Raw genomic sequence first — 25489 nt, 5'->3', positions numbered from 1 at the left:
TCAGTAGATATACGGTATTATACGATGCAGACGCAGTGACGTGAATTGCTCGCCGAACTCGCGGGTGTAGCGGTCATGTATCTTGCCGGCTCGCGGAGCGAGATTAGCGAAGGTCCATAGAGCGAAGACTGCTCCGGCCCACGACCATGTAAGTATGGCAAAGCCTGTCCATTCGACAAATTCGCCGAAGTAATTGGCCGACGAGACGTAGCGGAACATTCCACCGCGGGGTATGTAATGGCGGCGGTCGCCGGGTTGTCTGAGATTGCGTATTATGCGGTCGCTGTCTATGTTTATGTACATGCCGGCGAAGAATACGGCTGTGCCTGTGATAAACTGCCATGACCAAAGCCAAGAATCCTGATAGAGCCCTGCCGGTGATATATAAAATATCCATCCGCCCTGCATCAGAGCGTTAAGTACGTTGAACGTGACGCCCATAAGTATTATTGACAAAGGCATATGGCCGTTGCTTCTGATAAGAAGAGGGAAGATGAATGACCGCTGAAAGTAGTGCAGTTCGAATAACAGAAACATAACCACCGGGGCTGTTTCGGCACGTCGTTGCGAGAAAGCCCACAACAACAGCATGACTACAAATACCGGAGCCTCCATGAGTACCCATCCGAGGCGGTTGTTGATTGCCGGACCCCACCGTTTGGTATACATCATGCCGTAACCCGCCTCGACAAAGTGAAGCGCCACGAAAACTACTACGGCCGTAGCAGTCATAGCAATCAGAAAATCGTTGAATATGCTGGCGTTTATTTCCATCGCGTAACGGTTTATTAGCAAAGATACAAATAAGTCGAGAGCAATGCAAAATATTCTATAATGCCGAAATCAAAGTATCTAAGAAAAATAAAAAATGCGAACAAGTTGATGAGTTTATGGAACATGTAATGCAGATATGTTGTATTTATAATATAAAATGATTAATTTTGTAATATAAAATATTACAACCATGGATGTAGCGATTCAGAAAAAGAACCAAAGTTTCCGTTTGTCAGTCGATCTGATTGAGCGTCTTAAAGAATTGGCAAAATGCCAGAACCGAAGTCTTAATAATTTTGTCGAGACTCTGCTTATCGATGCCGCCTATCATACTCCTAACAAGGCAACACTTAAAGCGATGGAAGAGGTGCGTTCGGGAATGCTGCGCGATACTCCGGCTTTGGATATGTCTTCTATTGAAGCTATGGAGAAGTCGATGGGCCTATGAAGAAGCTAAGGCCGACTACACGGTACAAGAAGGATTACAAACGTTTCCGAAATAATCGGAGGAAGCTGGAAAAGTTGTTTAAGATACTTAAACTGTTACAGAATGAGGAACCGATACCTGCAGAAAATTATCCTCATATGCTTGCCGGTAACTATGCCGGCTATATGGAGTGCCATATAGAGAGCGATTTTTTGTTGATATGGTTTGACCCTGATACAGATAGTATTGATCTGGTGCGTCTTGGCTCACATTCCGAACTTTTTGAAAATTAATCATTGAGCGCGTAACCGTAATTTTTGTGACTATAACAGTCATTTACAGCCGCGGGGAACGGGACTGACGATGAGTCTGTCGCCCGATATGTCCACGTCGAAGAGATGGGGCACGCGGTGATAATATCCGTTTATGTTTTTATGGCTGTGTACCGACATCATCCACTTGCCGTCGAGGGTCTTGAAGAGCATTCCATGACCGAAGTCAGGGGGTGTCACCGGTTCTTGCTGCTGTATCCACGGACCGTCGAGAGTGCCTGACTCGGAGTAGGCCACGCCTTGTGTGTATTTGTCATATATCCAGCTTGTCCACAACATACCCAAGCGTCCTGTGCCGGTTCTGAACAGCCACGGTCCGTCGGTGACCTTGCTCGGGCTCTCTTTGCCGTCTATAATCTCGCGGCTCCACGGTGAGTCAAACGCCCGGAACAGAATCTCGCCCTCGCCTATTGTGCCGCTAAGATCGTCTTTCAGTCTTATGCGCTCTATAGTGCCGTTCCAGTTCTGTAGCCATTCACCGCAATATATCATATAAGGCTTGCCGTCGGTGTCAACCCAGAATGTGCCGTCGAGAGTCGGCCGGTCGGCCGGAAGATACGTCTTGTCAGCCATGGGGCGGTACGGTCCGTCGGGGGTGTCGCTTACAAGTACATGGCAGGCTCTGCGTTCTATTTTGTTGCCACGGTATTCATCGATTATTACATCGGGATTGGTAAACGTGGCGAAGTAATAGTATTTCCCCTTATATTCATGCAGTTCGGCAGCCCATATGGCGGGATGTGGACCCATCCACGATGCGGGGTCTGTATCGGCTACGTCGTACGGGCCGCTCCATCGGTCAAGATCTTTGCTCTTCCAAAGTTTCCCTCCCGTACCGGTCATGTAGTACATCCGGGTCGTGCTGTCGGCAAGAATTGCGGGGTCGCTCAGCACTATCGAATCGCGTGGCACATTGTGACATACTTCTTTCTGTCCTGCATTGATACATAGCGGAGCTATGACCGCTAACAGACCCGTTATCAATATGTTTTTTAGAACCATTACTTCAAAAAATTGTGATGATGACAAATTTAGCCGTTTCACAATAGATTGACAAGCAAGTTTAAACCAAAAAACATAGAAAACAGCTCATGTTACTAACGGAGTACAGCTTATATCGCCGAAAATGTGTAACGTTGAGTATTATAGTAAAGAAATGCCGTTGTGAGGGCACATATGCCCACAAGGACATAGCATTTGAATTATGAGCTTAGATACAACTCATAAGGAGTGACATCTAAAATTGCCAGATCGGATATTTGAAAATTCTGGTGGCGTTATGCCTCTTATACCATATTGTTAAGGTAATCGCCAAGAGAATGCTGATTACTCGTACTATATTTGAAATCAAGCCTCCGGCGGCAACCTCTGTCCCTTCCATTGTAAATATCACCCAAGCGCCATTCATCAATATATGTAACCCGACCGGAACCCACAGATTGAAATTCCATTCAACATACATCCAACTGAAATAAATTGCGCCTAAAAAGGTTATACCAAAGGCTGCGAGTGCAGAAATGGCATCGTGTCCTTGATAAAGATGCACGGAGCCGAAATAGAGCGCCGGCAATATAACGGCCCAAAAGAATCCTGTCTTTGCATATCGGAAAAGCATACCGAACATAAACGCCCTGAATACAAACTCCTCTTTAAAACCGGGAAGTATACTTTTTCGTAAGATCAAAGAGAGTGTGGTGTCTGTATTGAAAGAGCCAAAAAAAAGGAAAATTATATATAGGGGCAGCACACATAGAAACGCAATTCCAAGTCCTTTGGCAATGTTGCCGTTTAATCCGAGAAAAGCGAATATCTCTTTTGGTTTTATGATAATGGCTGTAAGTAGAAGACCCGCAAGAATAACGATTAAATCGCGACCAAGTTTATTGAGCAGAGAAGATTGAATATCCAATAACGCTGTTACTTTCCATGCATTATTCCAAACAAGTACGAGAAGGACACTTGCGATAATTGAGTATATTATCTTTGCCGTTTTTGACGATAATGAAATCATTTCCAATGAGATTGGTTTACTTATTCAACTTACAAAAGTAGTTGATTTTTTTAGTATTTCAAATGTTTTGACTATCTTTAACGCCATGAAAAGGTTACTCACAGACCATTCTAACCCCCGCTCGATATAACTTCAAAAAAGATGATGAAAATGGCACAGCTTGGGATTTACCTCATGTTATAAATGGTCGGTGTAAAGAACTGCCGGACTATAAAAACTTTATAAAGGAGTATAAGGAAGCGCGTACGGAAGTCAAAGACTGGGCTGACGTGGCGCCTTTGATGGATATGTGCAAAGCATATGTGGATTATGTTACGGCTAAATAATTGTCATAACCCATACCGGCTTTATGATGTGCAGTAGACGAGCCCTTTACCAGAGCGAGAAGGTCACGCCTTCGTCGTAGGTGTCGAGCGACTCGATGCGTTTGAGGCGCTTTACGAGCATTATGGTTACCGGGAGTATAAGCACTTCATAGAGAGTTTTCAATAGAGCCTGAACTACGATAAGATGCGCTATCTCACTCCATGACAGAATGCCGCCGAAGGCAATCGGGAAAAATATTATCGAGTCGGTGCCCTCGCCCCAAAGTGTGCTTACTATGGCACGCAGCGAGAAGTTGCGTCCGCCCGATGCTACTTTCATTCGGCTCATGACCCATGCGTTGACCATAGACCCGCATATAAATGCGAGAAACGATCCGGCAAGTATGCGCGGAACATTGCCGTATACGGCCTGCATAGCCTCCTGTCCGCCCCACGATGATGCTCCCGGCAGTATGATGGCAAGTTGAAGCATAAGCGTTACGAAGAGGTTCATAATGAAGCCGAGCCATATGACGAGGCGCGCCTTTCTGAAGCCGTATACCTCCACGAGACAGTCATTGATTATGTAACTGACGGGAAAGACGACCATACCTGCCGTCACAGTCAGCGGACCGAGCGCCACTGTCTTGATTTCGACCAGATTGGCCACTATGAGACACACACAGAAGAGCACTGTGAGTACCAAAAAAGGTAATGTGAATTTTGTTGAGTTTTTAGTCATGTTTCTTGTTTTTTACGAGGTAGCAAGCACTCAGTGTTGTTTTCGGGTGCAAATTTAATCAAAATTTCTCAGCCGGCGAAAAAATATACTTACTTGCAGCTACGTTATAAGGTTATGATACTCCGACACGGTGCGATACATGCGGCTTTTGTCGCGGTGTGTCTTGTCGCGGCCTTATGGCTTGCGCCGGGACTTTATGCCTTTTCGCCCGACACCTACGCCGCCCGCTCCGTATTGTCTTCAGGACGTTGGGTGAAAATAAAGGTCAGTAATTCCGGACTGCACCTTATAACCCGTGACCGGCTTCGGCAATGGGGCTTCTCCGACCCCGCAAAGGTAGCGGTATATGGCTATGGAGGCTTTCCGATAAGCGACAGGCTCACTCTTGCGGGATACACTGACGATGTGCCGCCGGCTCTCACCGAAATGACTCCGGAGGGCATTGTGTTTTATGCCGCGGCAGGCATGAAATGGAAGGCTGACTATAACGGACGCATCGACCGTGAACGCAATTACTATTCTGACGAAGGATATTATTTTATAACCGAGACCGATTTGCATCCTGAACGTACCGTTGCTACCGGTTTGCCCGGAGTCGACGGCGAGGCCGCCACTACATTTGCCGCTCCGTTGCTTCACGAACGCGAATTGGTGTCTGGTGGCAATACGGGCCATACTCTGCTCGGCGAGGACTTCTCGCGCAACAGGTCGCAGACGTTCTCTTTCGCACTTCCCGATAACGCCGGCGGTGAGTTATGGCTCAATTGCGCATTTGCCACCAAGACAGTGGGGGGCTCGTCGTCGGTAAGATTCTCTGCTAACGGCACTGCGCTTCCGGTGACCGAAGCGGCTGTGATACCCTCTACACCCAACGATCTTGAGAGTCACTACACTCTGCGTGAAATCGACGCTACTGCTGAAGTAGCCGGCGAACGTCTTGACCTTACCGTGACATTTACTCCCGAGGCTTCTGTAAGACTCGCGCGCCTCGACTATATCACCGTCAACTATCGACGTCGGCTGAGACTTCGTGACGGATACCTGTCTTTCAGCTCTTCGACGCCTCGCATGTCACTTGAAGGGGTCGGCGAGGGCACCCTTCTGTGGGATGTCACCGATGCCGCATCGGTAAAGCCTATCCGCTACTACGCTGACGGTTCACGCGCTTTGTGGACGGCCACCGAGTCAGGCCGCCGCGATTATGTGGCATGGTTACCCGGCGCTCCTTTACCGGCTCCGGAGTATGTCGGTGAAGTGACTCCACAGGATCTTCACGGCACATCCGTTCCCGACATGGTTATTTTCACTGTCAGCGAGTTTCTGCCACAAGCCCGGCGGCTTGCCGAGCTGCACCGCGACAATTCTGATGATCCGCTTGACGTGAACGTTGTCACCGACAGGGAGGTCTACAATGAATTTTCGTCAGGTACGCCTGACTTCGGAGCTATGCGCCGTATGCTTAAAATGTACTATGACCGTGGCGGCGCCAAACTGCGCTATGCGCTTCTGTTAGGACGCGGCATCCATGACCACCGCCGCCTGACTTCGGCCTCGGCCGTGGACTATCCGGTGCTGCCCCTATGGCAGACCGTCGAAGGCGATAATGACTATATATCCTACACCGGCGACGACATGCTCACCTTGCTTGCCGACGGTGCCGGAGCAGCGCCCGGGCGCGACAGGCTGTGCATAGCAGTAGGGCGCATACCCGCCACATCGCCGCATGAAGCCGACGCTGCAGTGGACAAGATAGCCGCTTATATGTCCGATAAAGACAACGGTGACTGGAAACATCATGTCGTGTTGGCAGCTGATGACGGTGACAACGGTACTCACCTTTTGCAGATGGACTCCGTATACCGTGCCATGCGCGCCGGCGACAGCGCCGACAGGAGGCTGTATACAAAGGTATACGTCGACGCGTTCAATATCGTCGACCGCGTGGCCCGTGATGCACGCGACCGCATGTTCAGGCGGCTGCGGCAGGGAGCCTTGTGGTGGTGGTATACGGGGCATGCCAACACTTTCAGCTGGACTTCCGAAGGGTTGCTTGACAAGGCCGATCTCGATGATCCCGGTTTCCGTTATCCTCCGGTGCTTTATGCCGCTACGTGCAGTTTCCTGCATTGGGACACTCCTGAAATATCCGGCGCCGAACAGCTTTTCTTTAACCCCGACGGCGTAATTGCCGCTGTAGCCGCTACTCGGCCGGTGTATGCCGCACGCAATCTGTCGCTTTCTCTCGCCGTGGCCTCTTTGATGTCTGCTGCCGGTCATGACGGGCTGTCGATGCCTATAGGCGAGATACTCCGTCAGGCTAAAAACACTCTGCTCAACAACGACACCAACAAACTCCGTTACGTGCTCCTCGGCGATCCGGCACTGCGTGTAGCCGAACCTAAGCTTCACGCCGTTATCGACTCGATAGGCGGAGAGGTGCCCGATGCCGAGGCTCCTCCGGTGGTCGGCGCTCTGTCGCGTGTTACTGTGAGCGGTCGTGTCACTGATGCTGCCGGAGCTACCGTCAGGGATTTCGACGGTAAACTTCGCGCAACTCTGTATGATGCCGAGCGCAGTACAGCCGGACAAGGCCACGATGGTGCGCCGAGGCTTATATTTGAGGAGCAGGGCGACCGCTTATACGTATGTCGCACCGAGGTAAGCGGCGGCACTTTCTCATTTGACATAGCCATGCCTTCCGACATAGCCGGCAACTGCCGTCCGCCGGCGTTATCGTTGTATGCATCGGCCGCCGACGGCCGTGATGCCGCCGGTGTATGCCGCGACTTTTATGTATACGGCTATGATGACTCCGCTGCCGCCGACCGTGAGCCTCCGGTCATCACCTCTTTTTATCTTAACAGTGAGGCCTTCCGTTCCGGTCAGGCTGTCAACGAGTCGCCTGTTGTCATCGCCACTATAGCCGATAATGTAGGCATCAATATGTCAGGTGCCGGTATCGGTCATCAGCTGACTCTCATTCTTGACGGTTCTGTGCGACTGCCTGAGCCATATATGTACTATACCCCCGGTGACAATCCTGCTTCAGGCACGCTGCAATATCCCCTTGAAGGCCTGTCTGACGGATCACACACCCTGCTCCTGCGTGTGTGGGACACCTCAGGCAATCACTCCGAGGCGGTCATTGACTTCACGGTTGTCCGCGGGCTTGCTCCCGATCTGCTTGACCTCAGGGTCGATGTCAATCCGGCCGTCGACCGCGTCAACTTCTACATCAGCCATGACCGCCCCGACTCGCGCGTCAATGTCGCCATAACCATATATGACGTGGCCGGGCGCCTTGTGTGGTCTACCGTACAGGCCGGACGTAGCGACATGTTCACCACCGCTCCGGTCACATGGCCTCTTACCGACATGGCCGGCCGTTCAGTAGTCGGCGGCATATATATATGCCGCGCCTCCATAGCTTGCCGTGACGGCAGTTCTTCGCGTGCCGCTACCTGTAAAATAGCCGTATCTCCCCGTTGACGGTTCTGCGTCTTCACGCCGGCATTACCTGTCGTTTGACTACATTTTTTTACATTGAATTATGATTATGGATGCAATCTGTGAGTAAAAAGTGGACATTTAGATAAAAATGGAGTAAAAACAGAGAATTGGCGTATTGACAGTATAGTTAGTTTGTTTTTATCATTATCTTTGTAGCAACCTAAACGCACCAATCCGCATGAAAACTCTGCACACAGTCATACTGTCGGTTATCCTGCTGTCCCTCGCCGCCTCATGCAGCCGGCGCCACCGGGCCGTGCACCGCGAGATCGACCGCATAAGCGCCATAGCAGACGTCGACCCCGACAGTGCCCTGCGCCTGCTCGACTCCATGGCCCCCACGCTCGCCGCTGATGACAATCTGCTCATGCACCATCGGCTTATCCTTGTCAAAGCCCGCGACAAAGCCGACATGCCGTTTACCACCGACAGCCTCATCCGTCCCGTTGTTGACTACTATCGCGACCGGGGACCGAGCGACACCCTCCTGCCGCTCGCGCTTTACTACGGCGGACGCGCCTACACCGAGCTCGGCGACGCCCCTCGCGCCCTTGACTACTTCCGTCAGGCCCTCGAAGCCCTTCCCGACTCGGTCAACCCGCGCCTCCGCGGCTACATCCATGCCCAATCCGCCGGCATATACTATCGTCAAAATATGTTAGATAGAGCTCTCGCCGAAAACAAAAAAGCACTTGCCATATCAACATCACTGCACGACACAATTGCCATGGGATATGATTTAAAAGATATTGCGTATGCTTATATGTGTATTGGCTTCCCGGACAGTGCCATGCATTTCCTTGATCTTGCTTTTGAACTTTCTGCAACCGGCACCCCTGAGTGGCAGAACTTCATGCGCGGACAAATGGCCTCTCACTATTATATGACGGGCAATATTCAAAAAGCAGATTCTTTGATTCGCAACACGCTACAAGACACCATATCTCTTCCATTCAAAGATTCTATATACACCATCGCTACCGACATATTTATATCAGAGGAGGATTACACCTCTGTAGCACCTTATCTGAACTGGCTAAGCGACAGCGGCTCAGTATACGCCAAGCGTAATGCGGCACGTTGCTTGGCGCTTATTGAAGCTCGAAAATCATCATCAGACAGTATTCATGTCTATATAAATGACTTGTTGAAATATACCGACAGCATAGTCATGGTCGAAAATGCCGATGCCGTCATACGCATGAATGCCGTCTACGATTATTCAGTACGTGAACGCGAGAATCAAGAATTAAAAAACCGCACACTCACTCTTGAACGAAACCTATTGATAGCTTCGACCCTTGCGGTCGTTCTCATCCTTATATGCCTATTCAGTATAAGAAAAATGCGTACCAACAAAAAGGAACTCGAAAATTTAAATCTTAAATTCAGACTACTCCAAGAAAAAAACGCCGACAACTCCACTTCTCGATTCTCTTCCGACCAAGCATTAAAAAATGACGCTGCAGCAATCAACTTTATTGAAAAAATAAATCACAGTCAATACAAATTCAATGAAGTAGAATGGGAAGCCCTAATCAATGCGTTCGTCACTCACTCACCTCAATTCTCCTACATATTCTTCCAGAATAGAATATTGTCGGTTACAGAACAGCGCATAAGCATGCTCACAAAACTGAATGTACCCAACAAGACCATTGCTAAAATTCTATATAAAAGTGAGTGTACAATATCTTCAGCCAAATCTCGCTTATACAAAAAACTGAAAAACACCACCACGGCATCGGCCGCAGATCTAAACAATCTAATCGGCTTGTTATGAGTATGTTGCTCGGTGTTTGCAAACTTTTTGCAAACAAATTTGCTCATACTGAAACGCATTTGCGAACTTTTTGCAAATGATATCATTCAAATTTTTTCTTCCAAGAGTATTACATTTGCCAATAAACCAAAATCATCATGAAAAAAATTTCTACCGTTTTAATAGGACTATTTCTGTCAGCCACCGCTATAGCTGCCGGAAATACGATTGAAGTAGGCCGCACTGAATATACCAATCATCCGGGTCCTGTTCGTAAATCCGTCACCATTATACCGCAGGTAAGCTACGATGGCTCCATTTTCGCCGTAGATATACCCGTGGCCCTTGAGGAAATCTTTATCACAATATATAATGAATATGGCGATGTCGTTTACTCCTCTGCGTTGCCAAGCTCTGCGTCGCGAAGCCATACCTTCACCGTCACATCGCTTACCGACGGCGACCTCTACACTATCGACGTCACTATAGGCTCCGTAATCTGGACCGGCGACTTCATCTACGAGCCATAGAGATGCCCCCTTTCTCCCAGTTAATATGAAACGCAAACTCTCACTCGTCTTCGGCGGAGCCGGCTTCATCGGCTCTCACCTCTGCCACAGGCTTCTGTCGCTTGGACATGAGGTCATAGCCGCCGACAACCTGTCGACCGGCAGAGTTGAGAATCTCGCCGAAGTCGCGGCTATGCCTAATTTCCGCTTTATTCGGTATGACATAACCTGCGCGTTGCCTACGGCGCTCAGTTCATTAGGCTCCGTTGACGAGATTTACAACCTTGCATGCCCTGCCTCACCCCGTCAGTACCAAAGCGACCCTGTAAAAACACTGATGACATCGGTCGCCGGCTCGCTCAATCTTCTACAACTCGCTCGTACAACAGGTGCCCGTATACTGCTTGCTTCAACAAGCGAAGTCTACGGCGACCCGCTCGTGTCGTCACAAAACGAAAACTACTTCGGAAATGTAAACACTACCGGACCCCGAAGCTGCTATGACGAAGGCAAGCGTGCTGCCGAGACGCTGTTTAACGACTATCGGCGCATGTACGGTGTTGATACCCGTATTATACGCATATTCAACACCTATGGCCCCCGCATGAGCGCCGATGACGGACGCGTAATACCCGCTTTCATCACACAAGCGCTTAAAGGGCTGCCGCTTACCGTAAACGGCGACGGCTCGCAGACCCGCTCGTTCATGTACATCGACGACTTGATTGACGCCATAATACTGATGATGGCCAATTATATAACACACAGCCCCGTAAATATAGGCAACCCTGTGGAAACAACTATCATCGAACTTGCCGACATCATAAAACGCCTTACTGACTCAACCTCGGAAATCGGTTACCGACCTATGCCGCAGGATGATCCGCGCCGACGATGCCCCGACATTGCCCGTGCCCGTGATGCTCTCGGAGGCTGGCTCCCCACAGTAAATCTTGACGACGGACTCACCGCCACTATCAACTACTTCAAGACTTCAATAATCTAACCGTAACCTAAATACCTTAACCATATGAAACCAAGCAAATACAACTACTATCTACCGTGGGAAGACGGCCGCACACTATTCTTCAACGGACTGACGAAGCGCTTCTTTTTTATTTCAGACTACAATAAAGACTCTACTTGCAATCTGATTCAAAATCCTGACACAGACAATGCCGAATACACCTCTTTTTATGAAAAAATGGAGAATTACGGTTTCATCGTTAATGATAGTGATGACGAAGTTAAAACCATAAAATCGTTATATGACAGTCTGCGGATGCCGAAACATTATATGCTGATGATATATCCAACGTATAGTTGCAATCTAAGATGTTGGTATTGTATCCAAGAACATAGAAAAGTGTTTATGTCGGCCGATACTAAAAATCGATTGAAAGAACACATCAAAACATATATTGAAGAAAACGATATCAATGAATTGTATCTGTCTTGGTTTGGAGGAGAACCGCTATTATGCTATGACAGCATAATAGATATAAACTCTTACGCCAAAGATATATGCCAAAGTAAAAACGTACATTTTTCATCAGGAATAACCACTAACGCAACTCTGCTTACACCCCAACGCATAAAACGATTAAGTGAACTTGGCGTGGAATTTTATCAGATAACAATTGACGGATGTCGAGAAAAACATGAAAGTGTAAAATTCATGGAAGGAACATCTTCATTTGACCGAACACTTAACAACATAAAAGAGATTTTAAACATCGCTCCCCGTACAGAGTGTGTATTGCGAATAAATTATGATGAAAAAACGCTTGATGCCAAAAGCGTAATGAAAGATTTGGAACGATATTTTTCGCCTGAAATAAAATCCAAGCTATCAATTACCGCCAAGAAAATATGGCAGGTAGAAGAGACATCACTCCCCCCATACTATCTGTCAAAATTCAATAAAGCGCTCAATGACGGCGGCTACAATGTTCATCACTATTTCTTTGGCATGTGTTATGTGAATCATCATAATTTCTACACCATTTACCCTGACGGCTCGGTTGGCAAATGCGATAATGACCATATGGATGAAGCGCGGGGATATCTTGATGAGAAAGGAAATATTGTATGGAACAGTACCTATGCTTTTACTGACTTTGATCATTTTGAATCGGCCACAGAGTGTAGTACATGCAGGCATTTTCCTATGTGTTGGGGGCCATGTCCGAAAGTGCTTGAACGAATGCTTGCCGATGGCAACGGTATAACTTGCAATCAAACACTTCGTGATGAAAAAATCATATCGGATATTTATGATTATATTAAAGCCAATGAAAATGTTTAGATATTTTAATATTCTTACAGTGCTGATGACGATTTTGATGTCAGCGCCCGAACTATGCGCACAGGATAGTCTTCATCATGAACTTGGTGAAGTGGTTGTAAATGCAACTACAGTCAGCACCAGAGGCAATAAAACTACTTACCGGATAACGCGACAGATGCGAAAAGGTACCGTAAGTACAGCCGAAATGATTGGGCGGCTTCCAAGTTTCAACTTCAATCCCGCTACAAAAGAGGTGCGTTACAATAACTCCACAAGTATCGTGGTTCTTGTGGATGGCATCGAAAAACCGATAACCAACGTGTTTGACTTGGAGCACATTCGTTTTGACAGAATGGTATTGACCGATCGTCCGCAAGGTAAATATCAGGGTGCTGAAGTTCTGATAGAATTTTTTACAAAAGAAGATTACGAAGGCTATGAAGGACAGATAGGCTCGCTTGTCATGGGCCGCTTCAACGACAACGAAGACGAAACTATCGGCTGTGAAAACAGTTGGGTTTATGGTACTTTCACAAAAAACCGCTGGACAGTCTTTGCACGCGCCGCACATAATTGGGACGCTACCGTTACCGACCGGTGGGCTTCCACGCAATATCTTATAAACGGAATGACAGAAAATATATCGCCGGTAAAGGGCGGTCCACGCAATTGGGCCGGGTATCGCGGAAGTCTGTCGGCCTACGCAAGCGCTGACTACATGATTGACAGCAAAAGTTCTTTTTCAATAGTATATGCATATGACAACACCAACTCAAGAGACTATTTTAATCAGCATATCAAACAGACATTTGATAACTCATCTGCGGCCAAAGAGTTTATGCGGGACAATCGTACCCGTGCGACAGGCAACAGTCACGCCACGGCTGTATTTTACCGCAACAGCCGCCACCGTGTAAACTTTGATGTTGACTTCAACTACCGCTTCATGCCCTCCACAAGCCTTAACACAGTTACAGAGCCTGATATCAATATAAAAAATGACTTCCGCGACCGCATGAATTTCACCCGATTCAGAGCATCGGGAAATACACAGTTGAAAGATGGCCTCATAACTCTGACATTCGGCTATGAGAATACATGGAAAGACTACAATAGGCGACGCAACGAAAATAACGAGCTTTTGAGCACCAACAGTTATATGCGCAATAAACTTTATGCAGGAGTAGGCATGTCTGTAGGCAGGTTCAATTTCAATATCACCCCGTGGATTGAACAGGTCCATGCCAAAACCGACGGTAAATCGGAGGACACCTACCCGCTGGGGGGTAGCGCAATGGCTTTTTACCGGATTACTCCGGCAAATTGGATACGCTTTAACTACAGTTGCGGTACAAGCTACCCGGATCAAGCCCAGTCAAGCGAATGGGGCTACTTCACATCGCCACTCATATGGGAAGAGGGCAATCCGTTTCTTAAAACCAATGTCACCCACTCGTTGAATCTATGGCTCGACATGTGGCGTTGCTTCAACATACAATGCGGCATGTATTACAGCCCCAACAGTTATGGACTGATTTACGGGACAAAAAACGGCATGACTCCTGCGGGAGTTTCCGGCCCATACATTACTGCTATATACGAAAATTACAAGCATAAGACATACTGGACCTCTGCTTCAGTCACAAAACGGTTATGGAAAGACTTTGTGTATAAAGCCGATATCCGCTATAGTTATATGCAAGCCTACACTTCATTATATCACAATCGCGCCCATTCAATCGACTTCAGCACATCGCTTACATACTACAATACACGCCACAATTTCACAGCGCAGGTTGTATACGCCTATATACACGCCAACAGCGTAACTCCACAGTCAACAACAAAAAGCGGTTTTGAGAATCCTCAGATATCAATTACAAAAAGCTTTCTGAAAAGACGATTGACAATTGGACTTACCTATGCATGCTTCTTTCAATTTGCCGGAGGAAATAACACCGAAACTATTCTGGACACTCCCGGCATGAAAAGCGTATCGCTTGACAAGAACTTCAACCGCAGCAAAAACAGAGCATGGATTACCCTGTCCTACCGCTTCAGCGGCGGCAAGTCGGTAAGACAATACAACCGTGACCTTTCCAACGAAAGATAAATATCCCTTTTTGTTTAACTACTAACCTTAACCAAATGAAACCAAGTAAATACAACTACTATCTATCGTGGGAAGACGGCCGCACGCTATTCTTCAACGGATTAACTCAACGTTTTTTCTTTGTTGAACTCGCAAATAGTGACGAATTTAAAAAAGTTATTGAACAGCCCCATAATTATACCGAAAAGTATAATTCCTTTATTGAGCGAATGCAAGCATCTCCCGATATGCATGGGTGCATGTCCGAATATCGTGGACAAATCGCTCAAAGAGCACGGCAGATTAAAGTGCTATAAAGCTGATGCAGATGCGGATGCTGAAAATCATATAATTAATTTTGTCAATCGTACTCTTGCTTAATCATGAAAAATATAATTAAATTAATGTTCTTAATAACTGCTCTGTTGCTAAACAGCGTAGTATATGCATCTGAAAATGATTCGCTGTCTGTCAACCTCAAAGACGTAGTTGTCGAGGCAAGCAATATAAAGCAAGTCGGGAACAAACAGCTCATAACCATTACCCGTAATATGCGCAAAGGCAAGACGTCGACGGCTCAGATGCTCGGCGACCTGCCCAACTTCTATTACAATCCCGCCGACAGAACTGTCACGTTCAATAACTCGTCCAATATAGTGGTGCTTGTCGACAGCATCGAGAAGCCGACATCCGACGTGTTAAACCTGCAGCACATACGGTTTGACCGCATGGAAGTTGTACATAATCCCACCGGAAAATATCAAGGCTACGATGTGCTTATAAACTTCCATACCAAAGAAAACTACGAAGGCTACGAAGGGTATGTATTTCACAACAATATGCTCCATTTCAACAAGTATAATAACTCGACCCTTAATGTCGACAACGAGAACGCATCGTTTGCCTACACTAAAAACAAATGGAACATATATGCACGAGGCAACTATTACTGGGGCACGGGCTGTTATGATATCTGGACCGATAAAAAATACCTGTTCAGCGGACTTGAAGAAAAAGTGATTCCCAATCCCGACGGATCAAGAAATACCACCGGATATGAATGGAAGGCTGCCGGATATGTATCGGTCGATTACACGATTGACCCCAAAAGCTCTATTTCCGCCGTCTATACATATAATGGTGACGGAAACCGCAGCTATTATGACCGCCATATACAGCGGCGGCTCCCGTCGGCCAATATAGACGACATCGTACATCGCGACGAACGCACCTACAGGAAGGGCGAGGAGCACTCGTTAGGACTGTTTTACCGCAACACACGCGGTCGGGTAAAATTCGATACCGACTTCAACTACCGCTACCTCCCCTCGTCGTTCCGCAACTCCGTCGCCGACGACGGCACCATCGATGTCCACAACCGATTTCGCGACCGGATGAACCTCACCCGACTCCGCCTGTCGGCATACATCGAGTCTAAGGATGAAAGCCTGATTTTCGAATGGGGCTATGAAAATAACTGGAAAAAATATGAACGTATCGGCTACGAGAACAACGAGCGTCTAAACACAAACAGTTACCTGCGCAACCGTTTCTATTTGGGCTTCGGATATTTCCGCGACAAGATAAATATACAGATTGCACCGTGGATTGAAGCCGTTCACCTTAAGAGCAACGGCGAGTCTAAAAACCAATTCCCCGTAGGAGCCACAGCCATGTTTTTCTACAGACTCACCCGGCAAAACTGGATGCGCCTGACCTATACCTGCTCCACATCATATCCCAATCAGGGACAATCATGTGAATGGGGATACTTCTCTGAACCGTATGTATGGAACGGCGGTAATCCGTTTCTCAAGTCAAGTGTAAACCATAACGTAAGTTATTGGATCGACCTCTTCAGTTGCTTCAACTTCCAATGCGGTTATACATTCAATCCCGATAAATTCACAACTGTCGGCGAGGTGCGCGAAGGCATCTTGCCCTCGGGACAGCATGGCAAATACGTGGCTTTCACCGCTCAGAACTCACGTTTCAACAAAGTGTGGACATCCGTGTCGTTCACCAAACGCTTCAAACGCGATTTTCTTTACAAAGCCGATGCCGGCATATCTCACACCAAAGCTTCATGGGGAGACTTCTCCAACAGCGGAAACGGCTATACATTCCGCACATCGCTGAACTACTACAATACCCCCGTGCGCATGAATTTCAATGTCGTTTATGAATACAATCGCGTGTTGATACCGGCACCACAGTCCCTAACAAAGACCGGAGTGGAGTGGCCTGCAATAAGCATAAGCAAATACTGGCTGAAAAACAATGCGCTTGAAACTTCGCTGAGCTATGGCGGCTTCTTCCGCATGTTCAACGGCGACTCTCGCACATGGCTCAAAAATCCCGCACTCGAAAGCTATAAACTTGACCACGGCACCGCACGACAAGGCCAGCGACTCACCATAAGCCTGACCTACCGCTTCAGCGGCGGCAAGTCGGTAAGGCAATACAACCGAAGTCTGTCGACAGAACAATGATGTGTCTGATGCTTGACTCGTGCTCTGTCATGGATAAATTTGGCAGGGCCCCGGTTTAATCGTATCCTTCATACTCTTATGCCATTTAACCGAAAATCATCGGCATAGTGACAGCCACAGCCCGTTCCACAGCCCGACATGCCCATCGTAGACGGCCTCTCTCGATATGGGTTGCCTCTTACAAATGTGTCGCGTGAGTATCCATAAAGGCGGAGCCGGGAAGAAGCATATGCTCCGCCAAGTTTTTTATAAATAATTGTATTGATTGTCATGAATAGTTGTATCTTTGTATACTATAAATCCTTTTATATGAAAAAGTGATGACACATCATGAAAAAAGTAGTCAAATTACCCCCCCCCTATCTGTCGGGGCGCTGATATTCAATGAGTTAAAGCGTCAAGGGCATTCTGCCTCATGGCTTGCAGAAAAAATACACTGCGATCGTACAAACATATACAAGATATGCAGCCGCAATGCCATCGACTGCGAGCTTCTGTGCCGTATTTCGATTGCTCTTAATTATGATTTCTTCCGGTATTTCAGCATTCGATGCGGTTTTATCGGGCCTGATGAGGAGCCTGAGGACGGCGAAAAGGGAGTCATGTAGACATTACGGCTACGCTGTTTTTTGCAATAGATACTGTCGGTTTATTATTTTTGCGGATAAATCAATAAACACAAGAGTGATAGTATGCCGTCGTGTTGTGCGTTGACGCATGTCCGACGGCTTTGTTATTCAACGAGCGTTTTTTTCACTCAGATAAGATTTATGGATTTTGCAACGTTTGACTGTGTATTAGATACTCTCGCTCGGCAAAAGCAAATAAAATTTGCTTTTGCGCTCGACTTATTCGTATCTTTGCATTGTTATGAGTCAATCGTTCAACAATATCCTGACATGGTGTCGTCGCTACATATCGGTGACGTTCATAATCGTCATGGCGTTTATACTTATCGTGCTGTTTTTTAATGACAATTCAATACTGAAGTCGATAGAGTATAACCGCCAGATAACCGAACTTAAGCGTGAGATAAAGGCCAATCAGGATACACTCGATTATTATAAGGCTCTTAACCACAGCCTCGACACCGATCCCGAGACAATGGAGCGCATAGTCAGGGAGCAGTATCATATGCAGCGTGAAAACGAAGATGTATATATAATAGAATGAAAAGAATATGGACATGGATCATCACCTTGGGGATGATTCTTATAGCGATAGGAGTACTGATGCCTATTATGGGCTATGGAATGGAGCTGTGTCGGTGGATTTACGGCGCCGGCGCCGTATTGAGCCTGATAGGTCGTATAATGACGCCTTACAGAGGTCATAATATGAGAGTGAAGCGTCTTCACCGCATAGAGATATGGTCATCTGTGTTTTTCTGTGCGGCTACGTTCTTTATGTTTTACCAGACGGCAGGTGCGCGTGACTGGCTGGCCTTTACGCTTGCCGGCGGTGCGGTGCTCGTCTATACGTCTATTATGATTCCGCGAGCTGAAAAGAACCGTAGTAATTGAAAAATAGGTTAAAAAACGCACGAAACGGCCGCTAAAGCCGCGTTAAAGTCGAAAATAGTGAGGATTTAAGTTATTAATTCACGCGGAATTAGTAATTTTGTTGCCGCAATGGGTTACAATTTAGTTATAGACCAAGGCAATTCGGCTGCAAAACTCGCCGTGTTTCAAGGCGATGAATTTGTAAAGCAGTGGCGTTACGATGTGCTTGATCCTTCGCGTCTGGAGGAGATAGCCGCATTGTATAAGCCTGACGTGGCCATATATTGTTCGGTGGCATGCCGGGGTGAGGAACTCATCGTCACTTTGCGCGGCTTGTGTCGTAAAGTATATGAGATGACGTCGCTGTTGCCCCTTCCGATTACTATAGGATATACGACTCCGGTGTCGCTCGGGCGCGACCGCATAGCGGCTGTAGCCGGGGCCCGGGCCATTTATCCCGGACGCAATGTGCTGGTGGTGGATGCCGGTACTGCGGTGACTTATGATGTGCTTACCGCCGATGGTGAATTTAAAGGCGGCAATATCGCGCCCGGTCTGTGGATGCGGGCCGAGGCTCTCAACAAATTCACCAGCCATCTGCCGTATGTCGATACCGATACTCCCGGCGAGGTGCCTCTGTGGGGTACCGATACACGGCTGGCGATAAAGTGTGGCGTCGTGCGTGGTATAGTGGGTGAGATAGAGTACTACAGTTCGCTCATGCCGGCCGACTCGATCGTCATGCTTACCGGTGGCGATGCCTTGCGCTTGGCGGAGTTTGTGGAGTCGCAGGTGGAGGTCGACCCGTTGCTCGTATGTAAAGGATTAAACAGCATATTATTATATAATGAACAGAACTAAACGAATAATAGGTATATTGTCGGCGGTCATCATCGCCTGTGGAAGTGTTTTTGCCCAAGGCCCGATGACACCTTATTCGCGTTACGGCTACGGTATACTTAATGATAATGCTACTTCGGCGCAGCGTGCCATGGGTGGAGTGGGCTATGCCATGAGCTCCGGCCGTCAGATCAATGTCATGAACCCTGCAAGTTATGCGGCTATGGACTCGCTTACATTTTTATTTGATATGGGCATCACCGGTACTGCGTTATGGAGTACTGAGGGAGAGGAATCAGGTAAGGATTTCGGCGGCGGTCTTGATTATGTCACAATCCAGTTCCCGATATGCAAGAATGTGGGCATGAGCGCCGGTCTGCTTCCCTATACTTCGGTAGGATACTCGTTCGGCTCGAAAATAGACAACGGTTCAAGCTCACGCTCCGGTAACGGCGGACTTAATCAGGTGTATGTCGGTGTCGGTGCAAGTCCTTTGAAAGGCCTGTCGGTAGGAGCCAACATCAGTTATCTTTTCGGTACAAATATCAACGACACATATGTCGTAACCTCAGCCGGCTCTACAACATTGTTTGAGCGTGTGGTTCAGGTGCGCGACTATCACCTGCAGTTCGGTATACAGTATGCCTACAACATCAATCGTGACAATAAACTTACAGCCGGTCTTACATTCTCGCCCAAAAAGACTCTGCTCGGTCATGCATGGGGTGTTAATTATGACGTGTCGTCCGACACGGAGCCTGACACAATAGGCTACATGTCTATGCGCAATAACTTCTCGCTGCCTGACACATGGGGTTTCGGCTTGAACTATCAGTGGCGCGACCGTCTTATGCTTGAGGCCGACTTTACCTATCAGAACTGGAAAGACGCCAAATATACTCTCGTAGAGGATCCTGACCGCATGCAGGAGTTCAACAACCGGTGGAAGTTTGCGTTGGGCGGTCAGTTTACCCCGCGTCCCCGCGGTAATTACGCACAGCGTATCAATTACCGTCTCGGAGGATACTACAGCAACGACTATCTGAAGATAGGCGACAACAGTCTCCGCGAATACGGACTTTCGTTAGGTTTCGGTCTGCCTGCTCCGGGTTCAAAGACGGTCATAAATCTCGGTTTTGAATGGAAGCACCGTCAGGCCAATCCCAATCCGCTAATTAAGGAAAACTATTTCAACATCACGCTCGGTATAAACTTCAACGAACTTTGGTTCTATCAGCCCAAGATACATTAATCACCCTTGGCGTAGCTTATGAAGCGTAATATCGGTACATTGTTTTCAGGATTGCATGTGCTGCCGTCGGTCATATTGGCGGTTGCGATAGTCATTACGGCCTGTACCGAAGAGAAGACCGATGTCATACACCGTGAGGTTGACGGCAATTCTGTGCCTACGATGACAACCTATAATGTGGTGACCCTTATATCGGACTCGGGAGTCACACGTTATCGTATCACGGCACCTCTGTGGCTCGTATTTGACGAGGCCGAGGAGCCTCAGTGGCGGTTTCCGGAGGGGATGTTTCTGGAGAAGTTTGATGACAAATTTTCCGCCGAGGCTACCATAGTCTGCGACTCGGCCACTTATTTCAAAAATAAAGGCCTGTGGCGTCTTGACGGTGACGTAAATGTACTGAATACGCTTAATGAGAAGTTTTTGTCGCAGCAGATATTCTGGGATCAACGGTCGCGTAAGGTCTATTCTGATTCATTCATACATATTGAAAAAAGCGACCGTATCATTGAGGGCTACGGCTTCAATTCCAACGAGCGTATGACAACTTACTCTATTAACAAGCCCTCGGGCATATTTCCGGTGTCTGACTTCAAAGGACGTCGCGATTCCACGGCCGGTGCCGATAGTGTAAGGCCGGTCAGCGAAACTCCGGCACCTGTTGCAGCCGGTAAGGCAACTGAAGCTAAGTCTGTGCCCGTGAATAGTGCCCGTCCGCTTCGCAAGGCTGGTGCCAAGCCATTGCGTCCTCAGTCGCCTAAACTTGAGAAGAACGTGATGCTGGATCAGGCTACCTTGCGTACCGATACGTTTGTTAAAAAGAAGTAAACAAGGCTTATGGATGCATTGACGCTTAACTGGCTTATTATCGCAGTAGTATCGCTGGCGTTTTCTGCTCTGTTCTCGGGAGTGGAGATAGCTTATATCTCCTCCAACCGTGTCAAAGTGGAGATAGATGTCAAGCGGGGAGGTTTTATCGGACACATAGTCAATCTTTATTACAAGTATCAGGACCTGTTTATATCCACTATTCTTGTAGGCAACAATATCATGCTCGTAGTGTACGGCATGGGGGCGGCGGCGCTGTTGTCGCCTTGGCTTGAGAGTATATATCCCAACGAGATTTTTGTGCTTGTCATGCAGACACTTATCTCGACCGCCGTGATACTTATAACGGGTGAGTTTTTCCCAAAAGCCATATTCAGGATTAATCCCAACTCGTCGCTCAGGTATTTCGCACTGCCTATATTTTTCTTCTGGGTCGTGCTTTATCCCATATCCATATTTACGGCATGGCTGTCAAAGGCTTTGATGAGGCTGTGCGGCATAAAGGATGCCAACCGTTCGCTCGGAGTTCTCAGCATAGGTGAACTTAACCAGTATATACAGACTACCATTGACGATACAGCCGCTCAGGACAAGGTTGAGAATGAGGTCAAGATATTTCACAACGCCATAGACTTCTCGTCGACACACCTGCGTGACTGCATGACCCCGCGCAACGAGGTTGTGGCTGTCAATATAGACACTACCACGCGTGAGATGCTTTCGCAGCTTTTTACCTCGTCAGGGCGCTCAAAGATTTTGGTGTATAGCGAGGACATAGACAACGTGCTCGGTTATATTCACGTGAGCGAGCTGTTCAGGCCCGATTCTGACTGGAAAGCGGAGATAAAGCCGGTGATATTTGCTCCGGAGACATTGCTGGCCAATAAAATGATGCGTCGTCTGCTTGCTGAAAAAAGGTCCATGGCTGTGGTCGTGGATGAATTTGGGGGTACTGCCGGACTTGTGTCACTTGAGGATCTTGTGGAGGAGATATTCGGCGACATACAGGACGAGCACGACAACCGCCGTCTTACGGCACGTCAGATTGAACCCGGAGTATTTGAATTCTCGGGCCGGTGTGAGATAGGAGATTTGCGCGACAACTTCAATATCGACATTCCCGAGTCGGACGAGTATCAGACGCTTGCCGGTTTTATACTCAATAATCTCGGTGAGATACCGTCGCAAGGTTCGGTGGTTGACATCGAGGGTATGACTTTTACCATTCTTAAAAAGTCGGCCACTCGCCTTGAACTTATACGTATGGAGTTTTCCGCTGATGCGGACGATAAAAAGGACTGAACCTCTGTCCGATGGATATAATAAACATGGCGCCGCGATTGTCGCGGCGCCATGTTTATATACCTATTTTGTATGAGGCTGGATAGGCTTACTTGGCGGCGAGTGCTTGTCCGCGGCGTATGGCCTCCTCGTTGAGCGGCATAAGGTGGTGATGTCGCTCGGGGAGAGTCTTTTTGAGCCCGCGGAGCACAGCATCCATCGGCACGATGTCGCGCAGACCGAGCAGCGCACCGAGCACAATCATATTGTATATCTTCGAATTACCCATTTCGAGTGAGGCGTCCATTGCTTTTATCTCGTGTACGGTGATGTCACTGCGGGTGGGGCGGTGATGCACGCCGTAGGAGTCGTAGATGAGTATGCCACCGGGTTTTACTTTGTGTTCAAACTTGTCGAGACTCTGCTGATTGAGTACTACCGCCACGTCATAGCTGTCAAGTACGGGCGAGCTTACCGGACTGTCGCTAATTATTACGGTGACATTGGCGGTACCGCCGCGTTGTTCTGGACCATAAGCCGGCATCCAAGTGACTTCAAGCTCATTCATAAGGGCAGCGTAGGCGAGTATTTTGCCCATTGACAACACGCCTTGTCCTCCAAATCCCGCTATTATAATTTCCTCTTTCATTGGTCTGTTGTGTTTTTAAGATCGCCCAGCGGATAGTGGGCAAACATGTTTTCTTCCATCCATTTGTTGGACTCGGCAGGAGTCATTTTCCATCCTGAACTGCATGTGCTCACTACCTCCACCACTGACGTGCCGAGGCCTGCCATCGAATTTTGAAATGCCTTTTTGAGGGCGGCTTTGGTCTTGCGCACGTTGGCGGGAGTGTGTACCGACTGACGGGTCACATAGCAGGTGCCTTCGAGCATGGCGAATATTGGGCCTATCTTCAACGGGTAGCCGTTGAGGTCTATACGTCGGCCGTAAGGGGTGGTCGATGTGACCATGCCTTCAAGAGTCGTCGGAGCCATCTGTCCGCCGGTCATACCGTAAATGCCGTTGTTTATAAACACGATGACTATGTTCTCGCCGCGGTTGGCGGCGTGTATTGACTCGCAGGTTCCTATCGCGGCAAGGTCGCCGTCGCCCTGATAGGTAAACACCATGCGGTCGGGCTGCAGTCGCTTGACCGCGGTGGCTATTGCTGGTGCGCGTCCGTGAGCGGCCTCTATCCAGTCGATGTCGACATAGTTGTAGGCAAACACGGCACATCCTACAGGGGCTATGCCTATGGTGCGTTCCTGCAGTCCGAGCTCTTCCACTATCTCGGCAATGAGTTTGTGTACAACTCCGTGGCTGCATCCGGGACAATAGTGCATTGTATTGTCGGTAAGCAGTGCAGGGCGGCAATACACTTTATTTTCGGGACGTATTATATCGTTGTTATCCATAATCTTCTTCTGTTAGCGGGTTAGATTAAGATGCAGACTCGGGAAAGCGGTCGATGAATGCGTCAAGTACTTCCTGAGGATTGGGCACTATACCGCCGAGGCGTCCGAAGTGATGCACCGGCACACTGTCGTGACAGGCGAGGCGTACATCCTCGATCATCTGGCCGGCATTGATCTCGACAACGAGTATGCCTTTTACTTTTGCGGCAAGGCGCTTTACTTCATCAACGGGGAAGGGCCATAGTGTTATAGGCCGGAGCAACCCGAGTTTTATGCCTGCGGCACGGGCATCCTCGACGGCTTTATGACATATGCGCGCTATGGAGCCGAACGCCACGATGAGGTAGTCGGCATCGTCGGTGTCATAGGCCTGAAAGCGCACTTCGTTTTCTTCGATTATGCGGTATTTGGCCTGAAGGCGGTTGTTTATGACCTCCATTGCCGACGGTTCGAGCTCAAGAGTGGTCATGATGTTGCGCCCGCGGTGGTGCGGCTTGCCGGTGACTGCCCAAGGGCACTGCTCGGCTATCTGCTCGGGTGTGCGACGGGGTCTCTGTTCGGGGAGCACCACTTTTTCCATCATCTGGCCCACGATGCCGTCGGCGAGTATGATGGCAGGCGTGCGGTATTTGAAGGCAAGGTCAAAACCGAGGCCTACGAAGTCGGCCATTTCCTGAACCGATGAGGGCGCGAGGGTTATGAGCTTGTAGTCGCCGTGGCCGCCGCCTTTGACAGCTTGGAAGTAGTCGGCCTGCGAGGGCTGTATGGTGCCCAGTCCGGGTCCTCCACGCATGACATTTATTATGAGTGCCGGAAGTTCGCCGGCAGCTATGTAGCTTATGCCTTCCTGCTTCAGACTTACTCCGGGTGACGACGACGAAGTGAACACGGCACGGCCGCAGGCGGCTCCTCCGTACACCATGTTGATGGCGGCTACTTCACTCTCTGCCTGCAGCACAACCATACCGGTGGTGTCCCACGGCATGAGTTCTTCAAGGGTTTCGAGTATTTCGCTCTGTGGGGTTATGGGGTAGCCGAAGTATCCGTCGGCGCCGTATCTTATGGCAGCGTGGGCTATTGCTTCGTTACCCTTCATCAGTTTTATCTCTTCTTTCATAACAGGC

At 48.4% G+C, this 25489-nt stretch carries 24 protein-coding genes; 17 read left to right on the top strand and 7 right to left on the bottom strand.

What is annotated here, in order from left to right:
- Positions 1-774 carry a DUF1295 domain-containing protein gene (locus tag FW767_RS00695; protein ID WP_235897906.1) on the bottom strand — a complete coding sequence of 258 codons (774 nt, stop codon included), beginning with the start codon at positions 772-774 and terminating at the stop codon, positions 1-3.
- A 190-nt stretch (positions 775-964) separates the two neighbouring features.
- Between FW767_RS00695 and FW767_RS00690 the strand changes: the two genes are divergently transcribed.
- A complete protein-coding gene (locus FW767_RS00690; protein ID WP_121698036.1) occupies positions 965-1222 on the top strand; it encodes a toxin-antitoxin system protein in 258 nt (85 codons plus the stop codon).
- Positions 1219-1494, top strand: a complete 276-nt coding sequence (locus FW767_RS00685) for a type II toxin-antitoxin system YafQ family toxin (protein WP_121698037.1) — start codon at positions 1219-1221, stop codon at positions 1492-1494. The genes FW767_RS00690 and FW767_RS00685 overlap by 4 nt, the downstream gene beginning before the upstream one ends.
- Before the next feature lie 39 nt (positions 1495-1533).
- Here FW767_RS00685 and FW767_RS00680 read toward each other — a convergent pair whose 3' ends face one another.
- The 3 genes from FW767_RS00680 to FW767_RS00670 all read right to left on the bottom strand — a co-directional run bounded on the left by FW767_RS00680 (position 1534) and on the right by FW767_RS00670 (position 4591).
- Complete coding sequence (locus FW767_RS00680; protein ID WP_121698038.1) at positions 1534-2535, bottom strand: glycoside hydrolase family 43 protein; 1002 nt, start codon at positions 2533-2535, stop codon at positions 1534-1536.
- 235 nt (positions 2536-2770) lie between these two features.
- Positions 2771-3544, bottom strand: a complete 774-nt coding sequence (locus FW767_RS00675; protein WP_121698039.1) for a CPBP family intramembrane glutamic endopeptidase — start codon at positions 3542-3544, stop codon at positions 2771-2773.
- A 372-nt stretch (positions 3545-3916) separates the two neighbouring features.
- Positions 3917-4591 carry a queuosine precursor transporter gene (locus tag FW767_RS00670; RefSeq protein ID WP_121698040.1) on the bottom strand — a complete coding sequence of 225 codons (675 nt, stop codon included), beginning with the start codon at positions 4589-4591 and terminating at the stop codon, positions 3917-3919.
- Between the two features lie 114 nt (positions 4592-4705).
- Here FW767_RS00670 and porU point away from each other — a divergent pair, with 114 nt between their 5' ends.
- The 15 genes from porU to FW767_RS00595 all read left to right on the top strand — a co-directional run bounded on the left by porU (position 4706) and on the right by FW767_RS00595 (position 22970).
- A complete protein-coding gene (porU, locus tag FW767_RS00665) occupies positions 4706-8080 on the top strand; it encodes a type IX secretion system sortase PorU (RefSeq protein WP_121698041.1) in 3375 nt (1124 codons plus the stop codon).
- Between the two features lie 199 nt (positions 8081-8279).
- Positions 8280-9884, top strand: coding sequence for a tetratricopeptide repeat protein (locus FW767_RS00660; protein ID WP_121698042.1), 1605 nt, complete (start codon positions 8280-8282; stop codon positions 9882-9884).
- A 137-nt stretch (positions 9885-10021) separates the two neighbouring features.
- The gene (locus FW767_RS00655; protein WP_121698043.1) at positions 10022-10393 is read left to right on the top strand and encodes a DUF3244 domain-containing protein; all 372 of its coding nucleotides are present in this window, start codon (positions 10022-10024) and stop codon (positions 10391-10393) included.
- Positions 10394-10418: 25 nt separating this feature from the next.
- Positions 10419-11378, top strand: a complete 960-nt coding sequence (locus FW767_RS00650) for a UDP-glucuronic acid decarboxylase family protein (protein WP_121698044.1) — start codon at positions 10419-10421, stop codon at positions 11376-11378.
- Positions 11379-11402: 24 nt separating this feature from the next.
- Positions 11403-12680, top strand: coding sequence for a radical SAM/SPASM domain-containing protein (locus FW767_RS00645; protein WP_121698045.1), 1278 nt, complete (start codon positions 11403-11405; stop codon positions 12678-12680).
- Entirely contained in the window at positions 12673-14775 is a 2103-nt protein-coding gene (locus FW767_RS00640; protein ID WP_147438680.1) for an outer membrane beta-barrel protein, read from the top strand. The genes FW767_RS00645 and FW767_RS00640 overlap by 8 nt, the downstream gene beginning before the upstream one ends.
- Positions 14776-14810: 35 nt before the next feature.
- Positions 14811-15071 (top strand): hypothetical protein, encoded by a 261-nt coding sequence (locus FW767_RS00635; RefSeq protein ID WP_121698047.1) that lies wholly within the window; start codon positions 14811-14813, stop codon positions 15069-15071.
- 87 nt (positions 15072-15158) lie between these two features.
- Entirely contained in the window at positions 15159-17246 is a 2088-nt protein-coding gene (locus FW767_RS00630; protein WP_147438681.1) for a TonB-dependent receptor, read from the top strand.
- Between the two features lie 320 nt (positions 17247-17566).
- Complete coding sequence (locus FW767_RS00625; protein ID WP_205523755.1) at positions 17567-17854, top strand: hypothetical protein; 288 nt, start codon at positions 17567-17569, stop codon at positions 17852-17854.
- Positions 17855-18116: 262 nt separating this feature from the next.
- Complete coding sequence (locus tag FW767_RS00620; protein ID WP_121698049.1) at positions 18117-18419, top strand: FtsB family cell division protein; 303 nt, start codon at positions 18117-18119, stop codon at positions 18417-18419.
- A complete protein-coding gene (locus FW767_RS00615; protein ID WP_121698050.1) occupies positions 18416-18769 on the top strand; it encodes a hypothetical protein in 354 nt (117 codons plus the stop codon). The genes FW767_RS00620 and FW767_RS00615 overlap by 4 nt, the downstream gene beginning before the upstream one ends.
- Positions 18770-18877: 108 nt before the next feature.
- The gene (locus tag FW767_RS00610; RefSeq protein ID WP_121698051.1) at positions 18878-19609 is read left to right on the top strand and encodes a type III pantothenate kinase; all 732 of its coding nucleotides are present in this window, start codon (positions 18878-18880) and stop codon (positions 19607-19609) included.
- Positions 19596-20840 (top strand): hypothetical protein, encoded by a 1245-nt coding sequence (locus FW767_RS00605; protein WP_121698052.1) that lies wholly within the window; start codon positions 19596-19598, stop codon positions 20838-20840. Before FW767_RS00610 ends, FW767_RS00605 begins: the two co-directional genes overlap by 14 nt.
- A gap of 18 nt (positions 20841-20858) precedes the next feature.
- Positions 20859-21668: an LPS export ABC transporter periplasmic protein LptC gene (gene lptC / locus FW767_RS00600; RefSeq protein WP_121698053.1), complete on the top strand. Its 810-nt coding sequence runs from the start codon at positions 20859-20861 to the stop codon at positions 21666-21668.
- 9 nt (positions 21669-21677) lie between these two features.
- The gene (locus FW767_RS00595; protein ID WP_121698054.1) at positions 21678-22970 is read left to right on the top strand and encodes a hemolysin family protein; all 1293 of its coding nucleotides are present in this window, start codon (positions 21678-21680) and stop codon (positions 22968-22970) included.
- 88 nt (positions 22971-23058) lie between these two features.
- On the opposite strand, the gene FW767_RS00590 is transcribed toward FW767_RS00595, so the two are convergent.
- Genes FW767_RS00590 through FW767_RS00580 form a run of 3 tightly spaced genes read right to left on the bottom strand, consistent with a single transcriptional unit; the run spans position 23059 to position 25482 of the window.
- On the bottom strand, positions 23059-23598 hold the full coding sequence (locus tag FW767_RS00590; protein ID WP_121698055.1) for a 2-oxoacid:acceptor oxidoreductase family protein: 540 nt from the start codon (positions 23596-23598) through the stop codon (positions 23059-23061).
- Positions 23595-24365: a thiamine pyrophosphate-dependent enzyme gene (locus FW767_RS00585; protein WP_121698056.1), complete on the bottom strand. Its 771-nt coding sequence runs from the start codon at positions 24363-24365 to the stop codon at positions 23595-23597. The genes FW767_RS00590 and FW767_RS00585 overlap by 4 nt, the downstream gene beginning before the upstream one ends.
- A gap of 25 nt (positions 24366-24390) precedes the next feature.
- Positions 24391-25482 (bottom strand): 3-methyl-2-oxobutanoate dehydrogenase subunit VorB, encoded by a 1092-nt coding sequence (locus tag FW767_RS00580; protein WP_121698057.1) that lies wholly within the window; start codon positions 25480-25482, stop codon positions 24391-24393.
- Positions 25483-25489 lie beyond the last annotated feature (7 nt).

The organism is Heminiphilus faecis (genome assembly GCF_008728965.1).
Classification (GTDB): domain Bacteria; phylum Bacteroidota; class Bacteroidia; order Bacteroidales; family Muribaculaceae; genus Muribaculum; species Muribaculum faecis.
Note: the sequence above shows the minus strand (reverse complement) of the source record. Positions and strands in the feature narration are given on the sequence as shown.